The 12,069-nt window shown below is 69.9% G+C and carries 8 protein-coding genes; 6 read left to right on the top strand and 2 right to left on the bottom strand.

Annotated elements, in window-relative coordinates:
• Positions 1 to 5: 5 nt before the first annotated feature.
• Positions 6 to 563 carry a hypothetical protein gene (locus ENSA5_RS13895; RefSeq protein WP_146155677.1) on the bottom strand — a complete coding sequence of 186 codons (558 nt, stop codon included), beginning with the start codon at positions 561 to 563 and terminating at the stop codon, positions 6 to 8.
• Between the two features lie 85 nt (positions 564 to 648).
• Here ENSA5_RS13895 and ENSA5_RS13890 point away from each other — a divergent pair, with 85 nt between their 5' ends.
• The 6 genes from ENSA5_RS13890 (at position 649) to ENSA5_RS13865 (ending at position 9,179) form a co-directional block, all read left to right on the top strand.
• Positions 649 to 1,929 carry a tetratricopeptide repeat protein gene (locus ENSA5_RS13890; RefSeq protein WP_146155676.1) on the top strand — a complete coding sequence of 427 codons (1,281 nt, stop codon included), beginning with the start codon at positions 649 to 651 and terminating at the stop codon, positions 1,927 to 1,929.
• A 37-nt stretch (positions 1,930 to 1,966) separates the two neighbouring features.
• Positions 1,967 to 2,884 carry a 3-methyl-2-oxobutanoate hydroxymethyltransferase gene (gene panB, locus ENSA5_RS13885; RefSeq protein WP_106392131.1) on the top strand — a complete coding sequence of 306 codons (918 nt, stop codon included), beginning with the start codon at positions 1,967 to 1,969 and terminating at the stop codon, positions 2,882 to 2,884.
• Positions 2,885 to 2,901: 17 nt separating this feature from the next.
• Positions 2,902 to 3,747 carry a pantoate--beta-alanine ligase gene (gene panC, locus ENSA5_RS13880; protein ID WP_106392130.1) on the top strand — a complete coding sequence of 282 codons (846 nt, stop codon included), beginning with the start codon at positions 2,902 to 2,904 and terminating at the stop codon, positions 3,745 to 3,747.
• A 521-nt stretch (positions 3,748 to 4,268) separates the two neighbouring features.
• Positions 4,269 to 5,444, top strand: coding sequence for a hypothetical protein (locus tag ENSA5_RS13875; protein WP_106392129.1), 1,176 nt, complete (start codon positions 4,269 to 4,271; stop codon positions 5,442 to 5,444).
• 176 nt (positions 5,445 to 5,620) lie between these two features.
• Positions 5,621 to 7,882: a DUF1588 domain-containing protein gene (locus tag ENSA5_RS13870; RefSeq protein ID WP_181197739.1), complete on the top strand. Its 2,262-nt coding sequence runs from the start codon at positions 5,621 to 5,623 to the stop codon at positions 7,880 to 7,882.
• A gap of 19 nt (positions 7,883 to 7,901) precedes the next feature.
• A complete protein-coding gene (locus ENSA5_RS13865; RefSeq protein WP_106392127.1) occupies positions 7,902 to 9,179 on the top strand; it encodes a DUF1501 domain-containing protein in 1,278 nt (425 codons plus the stop codon).
• A 137-nt stretch (positions 9,180 to 9,316) separates the two neighbouring features.
• On the opposite strand, the gene ENSA5_RS13860 is transcribed toward ENSA5_RS13865, so the two are convergent.
• On the bottom strand, positions 9,317 to 11,980 hold the full coding sequence (locus ENSA5_RS13860; protein ID WP_106392126.1) for an MMPL family transporter: 2,664 nt from the start codon (positions 11,978 to 11,980) through the stop codon (positions 9,317 to 9,319).
• Positions 11,981 to 12,069: the final 89 nt, after the last annotated feature.

Raw genomic sequence — 12,069 nt, 5'->3', positions numbered from 1 at the left:
AACCCTCAGGCGTTGACGACCGCGACCCAGGTCAGGGCCGCCAGCGACGCGTGCCCGCTGGCGAGCGCGAACGCGGCGACGCGCATGCGTGTCTCGGGGGCGCTGACCAGGACCAGGACCGACATCGACAGGCCCGCGCCAAACCACAGCAACGCGACCTCGACCAGCTCGGGATCACCCTCGGCGGACAGCAGCGCGCGTCCGACCAAGACGAGAATCGCGAGGGCGCCCCACCACAACCCGCGGTGCCCGATGCGCGCGACGCCGCTGCGCCGGGTCCACAGCCAGGCCCCGCTCGAGCTCAGCGCCCGGCCCAGGGCCGCCGCCGAGATCACGGTGGCCCGAGCCAGGCGTGGCCACAGCCACCTCGCACTGACGGCGGTCGCTCCGGCGAGGGCGCGCGCGGCCGTGGTCAACGCGTGAACGGTCTTGGTCGTCGCCTCGCGGACCGCGGCGACCGCCTCGGGGTCGACGAGGGGGGGCGGCTTGGCCCGCGAATTACTCGATTTACCCGCGCCCACGGTCGATTTGCGCGCTGAACGCTTGCCTGGCGAGGGAGCCATCGGCGCGAGTGTTTCAGCTGTGGGCGAGGCGTCAACTTTCTCGCGAACACGAGCGCGGCGATACCCGCGGTGGTAGCCTCCCGCTGTGACCCGAGGCCGGCTCATGATCCCGACGCTGCTCGGTCTGTCGCTGACCGTGAGCGCGGTGGAGGCCGAGGCCAAAAAGTTGCCGGCGAGCGAGGCCAGGTCAGTCCCGCTCCCGCCGCCGCGCGAGCCTCCGGCCTGGGACCGCGCCAACGAGATCGGCAACGGCGGGGTCGTGCCCGAGGGACCCGAGGCCACGGGCGTGAAGCCGAGCGAGCCCAAGCAGCTCGTCGAGGCCACGGCCACGGTCTGGGCCCTGGCCGGGAGCCGGTCGTGGACGGGCTGCTCGAACGTGGCCGCCGAGGCCGGCAAGCAGCTGTCGGGCTACGGCGAAGAGGTCAACAACTACCGCGAGAATCACCACTGGGGGATCCAGGCCGGGGAGTGCCCCAACGCGCCCGAGGTGCTCACGATGGCGGCGCGCAGCGAGCTGCTCCGGCGCTTCGATCTGCCCGAGGGCCTCGACGGCGAGACGGATCTGAGCCTGCTCGAGAGCTCGGTGAGCGAGAGCCGCGCCCAGGCGATCGCGTGGATCGACGACGCCCAGACCGAGCTCCAGCGCCGCCGCGACCCGCGGCGTCTCGGGCTCGAGTACTGGCGCGGGCGGGCGCTGTTGTCCTCGGGTGACCTCGTCGGCGCGCGGGCGGCCCTCGAGCGGGCGCTGCGGCGGGCCAGCGTCGAGGGGTGGAAGCTGCGCCGCCTCCTCGCGCTGGTCGAGCTCTACGAGGGCAACCTCGAGGCCGCGCTCGTGCTGGCCAACCGCGCGTTCCTCGACTCGCCGAGCAGCGATCGCCTCGGCTCGTACTACGTCCTCGCCCTGGTCCTCGATCGGGCCGGGGATCAGGGGGGGGCGCGGCGTCGCATGGGGATCGCGCTCGACCGTGACGACGGCCGACATATGCGCGTGCTCGAGACCGCGATGCCGCTGCATGAGCGCCTCTACCTGCGCGCTTACGCTCGGACCGTGCGCCGAGAGAGCAGCAGCGCGCTGCGGCTGTGGGACGCCTACCTCGCCCGACCCGAGCCCGAGGCGCCCGAGCGTCGCCTCGCCGAGCGCCACCAGACCGCGCTGCAGCCCTTGCCGAGCAACCTGGGAGGCCCGGCCCACGCCAACGAGGGCGCGGCGGCCAGTCAGTCCGGCAACAAGAAGTCGAGCGTCAAGAAGGCGACCTCCAAGAAGGCGACCAAGAAGGCGACCAAGACCAAGACCAGCGCCAAGGTCCGGCGCAAGGTTCGGGCGGGCTCCAAGCTCGTCACGGCCCGGCGGCGGCGCCCGGCCTAGTTTGCAAGTCGCGCTAAAACATCGTACGTGAGCCCCCATGGTCCCATCCGTCCCGCGCAAGCCTGTCACCGTGCCCGACATCGTCGCGCGCAAGCGCGACGGCGTGCCGGTCGTGATGGTCACGGCCTACGACGCAACCTTTGCTCGGCTGGTCGACGCGTGTGACGTCGACATCGTGCTCGTCGGCGACAGCCTCGGGATGGTCATGCAAGGCCACGAGCACACGCTCGAGGTCACGGTCGAGCACATGATCTACCACGCCCGCTGTGTGCGCCGTGCCCTGCGCTGCGCTCACCTGACGGTCGACATGCCGTTCATGAGCTACCAGACCACGCCCGAGGCCGCGGTCGAGAACGCCGGGCGCCTGGTCAAGGAGGGCGGCGCGGCCTCGGTCAAGCTCGAGGGCTGCGCGCGGGTGCTCCCGGCGATCGAGCGCATCGTCGCCGCCGGCATCCCGGTCATGGGCCACCTCGGGCTCACGCCCCAGAGCGTCCACGCCTTCGGCGGCTTCAAGGTTCAGGCCCGCAACAGCGACGCCGCCGAGCGCCTGCGCAGCGAGGCCGCCCAGCTCGAGCAGGCGGGGTGCTACTCCATCGTGCTCGAGGGCATCCCGGCACCGCTCGCGACCGAGGTCTCGGCCTCGCTCTCGATCCCGACGATCGGCATCGGCGCAGGCAAGGGCTGCGACGGGCAGGTCCTGGTCATGCAGGATTTGCTCGGCCTCGACGACAGCTTCAAGCCCAAGTTCGTCAAGCGCTACGCGACCCTCGCCGACCCGATCCGCGAGGCCTTCTCGGCCTTCGCCGCCGACGTCCGCGCGCGCGCGTTCCCCGGGCCCGAGCACAGCTTCGGGATCAAGAAGTCCCGCGTCCGCGCGGCGCCTGAGCCCGAGCCCGAGCCCGAGCAGACCCAAGACGAGCCACCTCGGCGCACGGGCGGCTACGGCCCCCGCTGAGTCCCACGGAGCCCCTCGTGTTGGTCCTGCGTAGCGTGTCCGAGCTCTGCGAGTGGCGGACCGAGCTGGCCACGCAGGGGCGGTCGGTCGCGCTGGTCCCGACCATGGGCTACCTCCACGACGGTCACCTCGCGCTGATGCGCGAGGGTCGACGGCGGATCCCGCCCGCGCGCGGCGAGCTGGCGATCTCGATCTTCGTCAACCCCACGCAGTTCAACGACCCGGCCGACCTCCGCAGCTACCCGCGCGATGAAGCCGGCGATCTCGCCAGGGCCGAGTCGGTCGGCGTCGACGTGGCCTTCGTGCCCGACGACGGCCAGCTCTACGCGCCCGCGGCCAGCACCTTCGTCGAGGTCGGCGGCCTCGACGAGCACCTGTGCGGGGCCACGCGGCCGGGGCACTTTCGCGGCGTCTGCACGATCGTCGCCAAGCTCTGGCAGCTGTTTCAGCCGAGCGTGGGTTTGTTCGGGCAAAAGGACTACCAGCAGCTAGCGATCGTCCAGCGCATGCATCGCGACTTGTTCTGGTCGGGCGAGGTCGTCGGCGTGGCCACGGTCCGCGAGCCCGACGGGCTGGCGCTGTCGAGCCGCAACGCGCGGCTGGGCCCGAGCGCCCGCGCGGCCGCGGTCGCGATCCCGCGCTTTTTGGATCGCGTGCGCGAGCGCCACGCAGCCGGTCAGCGCGAGGCCGCAAGCTTGATCGCAGGCGCCGAGCAGGCGCTGGCGCCGGGGCGCATCCACTATGTGTCGGTCGTCGACGCCGAGCAGCTGCAGCCGGTCGAGCAGGTCGATCGCCCGACCCTGGTCGCGGTCGCGGTGTTCTTCGACGGCGTGCGCTTGATCGACAACGTCCTGCTGGGCTGAGGGGCTGGATCAGCTCGGCCAACGGGCCCACGGTCTCGAGCAGGGCAGCGGGCCGGGTTTGGTCGTCGCCCAGCAGTGGCGAAATCGAGCCGACATCGTCTGGCGGTTGCTGCCGATTCAGTGACCACAATAACGCCATCTACAATCGCGTCGGCGGGCCGAGTGAAGGGCGCTGGCCAGGGCGTTGGGACATCTCACGGGGCTGCCATGCCCCGACCCTTGTCGACACCGCGGCGTCGCGCCTCACGAGCATCGCGTCAGGCTCACGTTCATGGGCCCTGGGGCCAGCTTCACGTGGTCGCGGCATTTGCGTGCGTTCGCGAGAGGTCCGGGGGTCAATGACCACAGCCGATCCGAGCGACCGCAATTGACCCCATCGCAATTGCTAAATGATCACCAGCGCGCCGATCGGGCGCCCGAGGTTTTGCTTTGACTTGGAGGCGCGCGGCTGTGTAATCGAGGCCATGGACTCTGCTCGCCGGACTTCGCGTAGGACCCTTGGCCTCGCGTGTGTCTCTTCGTTGGCCCTGACCGCCTGGGTCGCCAGCGTGGCCTGCTCACCCGAGCAGGACCAGGAGCTCGCCCGCGCCCTGGTCGGCCCCGATGGCGGCTCCGTCAGCGGGGGCGGCGTGACGGTCGAGATCCCGGCGGGCGCGCTCGCGGTCGAGACCGAGATCATCCTCCGCCGGGCCGACGCCTCGCTGACCACCGCCGGCTACGAGCAACAGGGCGACACGGTCACGATCGAGCCGGTGGATCTGCGCCTGGCCCTGCCCGCGACCGTGACCGTCGGGGGCGGCGGCGACGACACCAGCGTGCTCGTGGCTGCCGTCGACCGGACCGTGGCCTACCCCGGCAACGTCGCCTACGTCGAGTACCTCGGCGACGTCGCGCTCGCCCACGGCGGCGCACCGACGATCACCTTGGTCGACCCGGAGCTCGGATCGAAGCCGTCCCAGCCCGGCGGCGACTTCGTCGACAACCTTCACTTCGAGCTCGACCTCGACGGCACCCATCGCGTCGACTTGCTGCTCACGGCTTGGGACTTCGACGGCGAGCAGACCGTGCTCAACGGCAAGGGCCACTGCGGGTTCAAGGTCGCGCAGCTCGAGGGCGGGAGCGTGACGACGGGCTGCGCCGCGGGGGTGGTCACGGCCTCGATCAACGCCGCGGGCGACCACGTCTCGTTTGACGTGCTGCCGCTCCACGCCCCGGCGATCGACGCGCCAGTCAGCGTCGGCGTGATCGCGGGCGACGAGGAGCTCGGCTACAGCCTCGGCTACTTCCAGTTCGACACCGGCAGCTGCTACCTCGAAGAGTGCGACGGCAACGGCACCTGCGTGGCCAACGGCGAGCCCGCGTGCGAGTGCGCCGAGGGCTTCGCCCAGGCCCCGGACGATCCGCTCTCGTGTGTCTGCGTGCCCCAATGTGACGGCCGCGCGTGCGGATCGGACGCGTGCGGGGGCAGCTGTGGTGACTGCGACATGGGTGAGATGTGCGTCTATGCCGAGGGCCAGTGCGTGCCCGAAGGCGGCGACGGCGACGGCGACACCGGCGACGGCGACGGTGATACAGGCGACGGCGACGGCGACACGGGCGACGGCGACGGCGACACGGGCGACGGCGACGGAGACGGCGACACGGGCGACGGCGACGGCGACGGCGACGGAGACGGCGACGGAGACGGCGACGCCTGACCACCGGGCGCATCGACTCAATCGAGAATCATACGTGGGAGCTTCGGGAGTTACAGATCATGACCAGGTATCGACAGCGTGACCTACGAGCAGCCTCCAAAAACCTGAGGGCCCGAGCGAAGCGAGGGGGTCGGGCCCGAAGCCCGAGTCAGGAGACGATGAGGACGCTCGGGGCCTTGACCCTCGTCTTCGGCGGCTTCGCCCTCGGCGGTTGTCAGGCCGAGGAGCCCGAGCAGTGCGTCTCCAACGAAGACTTCTTCAAGGAGCAGATCTGGGCCCCGGTGATGTCGAAAAAATGCATCACCTGCCACAGCCCGACCGGCGTGGCCAAGAGCTCGCAGTTCGTGCTCCAGTCGGCGGACTGGACCGGCTACCTCGAGGCCAACCTCGCGACCGTCGAGCGCCTCGCCAAGCTCGAGTACGAGGGCGAGCCGTGGCTGCTCGTCAAGCCGACCAACACCGTCGACCACGGCGGCGGGGTCCAGATCGAGCGCGGCAGCGCCGAGTATGACGCCTTCGTCGAGCTCGTCGACCGGATCAAGAATCCGGTCGAGTGCGCCGAGGACGGGACCGAGATCGAGACCTACTTCGCCGACGTCAGCACCCTCAGCGACGTCGAGACCCTGCGCAAGGCCAGCCTCAGCCTCGTCGGTCGGCTGCCGACGCCGGAGGAGGAGCTCGCGGTCGCCAACGGCGGGCTCGAGGCTCTCGACCTCGTGCTCGACGAGATGATGACCGAGGACGCGTTCTACGAGCGCCTCATCGAGCTCTACAACGACCACTTCCTGACCGATCGCTACCTGCCCAGCGTCGACGCCATCGACCTGCTCGACGGCGAGGACTACCCGAACAGCTACTGGTTCGAGGCGATCGAGGACGAGGCCGAGCGCAACCTCGCCCGGGCGCGCAGCAACGAGGCCGTGGCCCGCGAGGCCCTCGAGCTCGTCGCCCACGTGGTCCGCAACGACCGCCCGTTCACCGAGATCCTCACCGCCGACTACACGATGGTGAACCCGTACTCGGCCCAGGTCTACGGGATCAACGCCAACTTCCAGGACCCGAGCGACGAGAACGAGTGGGTCGAGGCCAAGCTCTCGGGCATCCCCCACTCGGGCCTGCTGACCTCGCACATCTGGCTCAACCGCTTCCCGACCACGGCGACCAACCGCAACCGCCACCGGGCGCGGATGGTGTTCAAGTTCTTCCTCGCGACCGACGTGCTCAAGCTCGCCGAGCGGCCGATCGACCCGAGCTCGATCGAGGACTTCAACCCCACGCGCGAGAGCGACGCGTGCACGGTCTGCCACGCCAACATCGACCCGGTCGCGGGCGCGCTGCAAAACTGGGACGACCAGGGCCGCTACCGTCCGCCCGAGATGGGCTGGTACCAGGAGATGTTCGCCCCGGGCTTCGGCGACGCCGAGCTGCCCGCGGGCGAGAAGCTCGACGCCACGAGCTGGCTGGCCGGGCAGATCATCGGGGATCCGCGCTTCGCCGCCTCGCAGGTCGACATCGTCTACCAGGGCTTGACCGGCGCCCCGCCGCTGCGCGAGCCGAGCGACCCGTCCGCGCCCGACTACCTCGGCAAGCTCGTCGCCTTCGACGCCCAAAACGCCGAGCTCCAGCGGATCGCCGACCTGTTCGTCGAGTCGGAGTTCGACCTCAAGACCGTCATCAAGGAGATCGTCAAGTCGCCCTACTACCGGGCCAAGAGCTTCGACCCCGGCTGGAGCGAGGACGAGAAGGAGTCGGTCGAGGCCCAGCAGCGCCTCGACGAGCTGGCCCCGGTCGGGACCGCGCGCTGGCTGACGCCCGAGCAGCTCGAGCGCAAGGTCGAGGCCGTGACCGGCTACCCCTGGCGGGAGTCGGTCAACGGTCAGAGCTACCTGCTCGACTTCAACGAGTACCGGATCTTCTACGGCGGCATCGACTCCGACACGATCGTCGAGCGCATGACCGTGCCCAACGGGATCATGACCAACGTCTCTCAGCGCATGGCCAACGAGGTCGCGTGCTGGAACACCGCGCGCGACTTCACCAAGCCGGCCGCGGCCCGCAACCTCTTCCCCTACATCGACCCCGGGTTCGAGCCCGAGGACGACAACGGCTTCGAGATCCCCGCGGTCACCGAGGCGATCCGGGTCAACATTCAGTACCTGCACTGGCGGCTGCTCGGGGAGCAGCTCGACATCGACGATCCCGAGATCGACCGCAGCTACGCGCTCTTCCTCGAGGTCTGGCGCGACGGCAAGCGCGGGATCGAGCTCGGCGAGTACTCCGTCACGCTGCCCGGCGAGTGCCAGGCGACGAGGGACTTCTGGTCCGACCAGGCGCTCGCCGACGCCGAGCGGATCACCAGCGACACCAACTACACGATTCGGGCGTGGATGGCCGTCATGACCTACATGCTCTCGGACTACCGCTTCTTGCACGAATGAGCCACGGAGGACCAACACCATGAATCGTCGAGACTTCTTCAAGTTGGCCGGCCTCGCGGGCCTCACGCTCATCCCTGGCTCGAGCGCCGCGACCGGCGGCATCGCGGGCGAGCCCCTGACCCCGCGGGCCTACGAGGGCACCTTCTGGATCTTCGTCAACGCTGCCGGGGGCTGGGATCCGACCTCGCTGTGCGACCCCAAGGGCCGCGCGAACGAGATGGATCCGGACCCGATGAACATGTACCTGACGAGCGAGATCCTCAGCGCGGGGAACATCAACTACGCGCCGCTCGGGTACAACGACACCTTCTTCCAGAAGTACTACCAGGATCTGCTGATCATCAACGGGATCGACATGCAGACCAACGGCCACGACAGCGGCTCGCGCCACACCTGGAGCGGTCGCCTGGTCGAGGGCTTCCCGAGCCTCGCGGCCTTGGTCGCGGCCAACGCCGGGCCCGAGCTGCCGATGTCCTACCTGAGCTTCGGCGGCTACGATCTGACCGGGGGCCTGGTCGCGCGCACGCGCAGCGGCAACGTCAACGCGCTCGGGCGCATCGCCTACCCCGAGCGCTTCGACCCCAGCAACGCCGACGATCGCTTCCACTCGGTCCGGGCCGCCGAGCTGATCCAGCAGGCCCGCGACGGTCGCCGAACCACCCAGGAGATGGAGGCCACGCTGCCGGTCGAGCAGGTCGCGATGAACCAGATGTTCACCGCGACTGACGGCGCCAACGAGCTCAAGCTCCTGCAGCAGTACCTGCCCGACGAGCTGGCCCAGGACAACGCCCTGCGTCGCCAGGCCCAGGTCGCGCTCGCGGCCTACCGCGCGGGCATCTCGATCGCCGTCAACCTCAACTACGGCGGCTTCGACACCCACGGCGACCACGACAACGCCCACATCCCCCGGCTCCAGACCCTGCTCGAGGGCGTCGACGCGATCTGGCAAGAGGCCGAGGCCCAGCAGGTCGCCGACAACGTCATCGTGGTCGTGGGCTCGGAATTCGGGCGCACGCCCGGCTACAACGCCAACAACGGCAAGGACCACTGGTCGGTCTCCAGCATGATGCTGATGGGCAAGGGCATCAGCGGCAACCGGGTCATCGGCGGGAGCACCGATCGCCACCAGCCGCTGACCGTCGACCCGGGCAGCTTGAGCCTGAGCGAGAGCGGGATCCGCATCGAGCCGCAGCACATCCACTACGAGCTGCGCAAGCTCGCGGGCATCCACGAGGGCGACTTCGCCACGATGTTCCCGCTCAGCCCGGCGCAGCCGCTCAGCGGTCTGCTCAGCTGAGCTCGCCAGGAGCTCGCCAGGAGCCCGCCGGGTTCTCGGCGGGTGCCTGCGCCGATCGCAGCTGCTTCGGGCCATCACTTACCCGAGCGGCCTCGCGCGTCGTTGCGGCCCTCGAGCGCGCAGGCGCGGTCAGCCTCTCAGCCGCGCCGGACCGGGTACAGGGCCAAGAAGGCCACGCCGACGCAGGCGACGATCGCCATGACCCCGACCTCACCGATGCTGCGCAGCCCGGCGTGGTTCGCGGCGAGCAGACCCGAGAAGCCGGCGACCGTGGTCATGGCGGCGAGCAGCGAGGCCTTGCCCGTAGCAGCCAGGGTCGCCTTCTTGCGCCCGTGCCACAGGTGGATGCTCGCGTCGATGCCGAGGCCGACGACCGCGGGCATGACCACGAGGTTGAAGAAGTTGAGCCGCATCGGCCACAGGCCCATGACCGCGACCGCGAGCGTGACCCCGAGGCCGAGGGTCGCAAAGCAGGCCAGGGTCCCGCCGACGCGGCGCACGTCGATCGCGATGAACAACAAGATCACCCCCAGGGCGAACAGCGGGATGCGCTTGGCGTCGCGCTCGACGAGGGTCATGAGATCCGCGAACACGAGGCGGCTGTCGGCCGCGCGGACCTCGGTGCCCTCGAGGATCTCGTCGAGGCGCTCGCGGACGGCGACGAGCTCGTCGATGCTCCAACCCGCGATCCGCAGATAGGTGTGGGCGATGCGATCGCTGCGGCCGCTCTCGCTCTCGCGGAAGGGTTCGAGCGACCAGTCGGGCAGCTCGTCGACCGTCAGCGGGTCGGCCTTGGCCATGCGCTCGAGCGCCTCGAGGTGGGTCTGGTAGCGCCGGGCCTCGTCGTCGAGATCGGGCAGCTCGGCCAAGAGGTCGTTGGTCCGGGCGCCGATCTGCTCGATGACCGGGGCCTTGGCGGCCTGGTCTGTGGGCATGATCGTGCGCAGGCTGTAGACCTCTTTGACCCACGGCTGGCGGGGCTCGCCGATGTCGATCGCCCCGGGCAGGAGCTCGCCGGACTCCTCGATCGCGATCAGGCGATCGACGACGACGTCGAGCTGCTCGGGGCTGTCGGCGACGAGCGCGAGCGACTTGTAGCGCCCGCCGGTCTGGCGGTAGGAGATCTCCTTGTTGCTCTGCGCGTCGCCTGCGTTGCTCGCGTTGAGGACCCGCGTGTCCTTCTCCATCTGGAGCTTGGGCGCGCCGTAGAGGGCGACGCCCGCGAGCAGGACCAGGAGCACGTAGCGGGCCTTGGCGAACCACCCGGCGAAGCGCGGCACGATCGGTGCGGGGCTTTGGTCCGAGAGCTCGGGCAGCGGCGCCCGAACCTTCGGCGCTCGGCGCAGCGGCCCGATCAGCACGTCGATGACCGGGACCAGGATGATCGCCGCGACAAAGCACAGGACCACGCCCGCCGCCGAGATCGCCCCGAACTCGCGGAAGGCCTTGAACTCGGCCAGCATCAGGACTAGCAAGCTCGCGGAGGTCGTCGACATCGTCGCGAGCAGGGGGCGAAAGTGCTCGCGGATGACCGCTGGCCAGTCGGCGTCGCGACCTTGGCGCTCGCGCAGCGCGTAGAGGTGGACCGAGAAGTCGACGCCCATCCCAAACAGGACCGCGAACAAGAACACGGTCAGCGCGTTGAGCTGGCCGAAGCTGAGCTTGGCCACGGCCAGGGTCAGGCTCATGGCCACGGTCATCGGGACCATGACCAGCGGCAGGACCCGGAGGTTGCGAAAGCCGAGGAGCAGGACCGCGAGCACCAGCGAGGCCGAGATCCAGGTCGCTCGCCGGGCGTCGCGCAGGATCGTGTTGACCGGGCCCGAGACGTTGTAGGCCGAGACAACCTGAACCCGGGTCTCGGCCGCCACGCCCTTGGCCCGCAGCGACGCGGCCCGACGCTCAACCCGCGCGATCGCGTCCTGGGCGAACTGCACGTCGGTCGCCGGTTTTGACAAGCTCGCGTGGATCGTGCGGATCTTGCCGCCCTCGGCCGCGTAGGGCATCCCGACCCGAGCGGTCCACGGGATCTCGCCGCGCTCGTTCTCCTCGGGCCAGATCAGCGCGATCTCTTTGGGGTCGAGCACGCCCTGGGCGAGCAGACCTTCGCGCTGATCACGGAGAAACTGCTCGAGGTCGGGCCCCTCGCCCGGGGGCTCGTCTTTTTGCTGTTCGGGCTGGGGCTGTTCGGGCTGGGGCTGCTCGGGCGCGGGCTGCTCGGCCTTCGGCTCGGGCGCGCCCCAGTCGAGCTCCTCGAACTCGTCGTCCCAGTCGTCGCCGACGCTGACGTCCGAGGTGTCGACCTCGCCCTCGACGAGGCCGGGGCCCATCATCCGCGCGATCGCCTGCTTGCGCTCGGCCTCGAGCTCGTCGCGGAGCTTCTCGAGATCCTCGAGCTCGAGCATGTACAGCGCGTGGGCCCGCAGCGGGGTGTAGTCGCGCTCGACCGTCAGCGAGGTCGTCTCGGGCCAGCTCGCGACCTCGGCGGCGATGCCCAGGACCATCGCGTTCGCGTCGCCCGGGCTCGGGGCCTCGATTGCGATCACGAAGCCCTCGGCGCTGCCCTTGCGCTCCTCGAGCAAGTCGAGCGCGGCGACGCTCGGCGCAGACGCGGGCAGCAAGCTGCGCAGATCCGTGTCGATCGAGATCGACGCGCCAAACCACACCGCGAGCAGCCCGAGCAGCACGGCCGTGATCAGGGCCACGCCGCTGCGCGCCTTGCCGCGAGTCAGCCATCCGACCAGGTTGGCGCTGCGACGCGCGAGGGGCCCGGGGCGCGCAGGCACGGTCTCGGTGGCCATCGGTCGGGAGCGTAGCAGTGACTGGCAAGCCGTCGAATGCGCCGGCTCGCCAGCGCTCGCCGACCAGCGGATCCACACGTGAGCTTGCC

It is taken from the genome of Enhygromyxa salina, assembly GCF_002994615.1.
GTDB classification, from domain to species: Bacteria; Myxococcota_A; Polyangia; order Nannocystales; family Nannocystaceae; genus Plesiocystis; species Plesiocystis salina_A.
The sequence above is the reverse complement of the archived record's forward strand: the minus strand, read 5'-3'. Positions and strand labels throughout refer to the sequence as shown.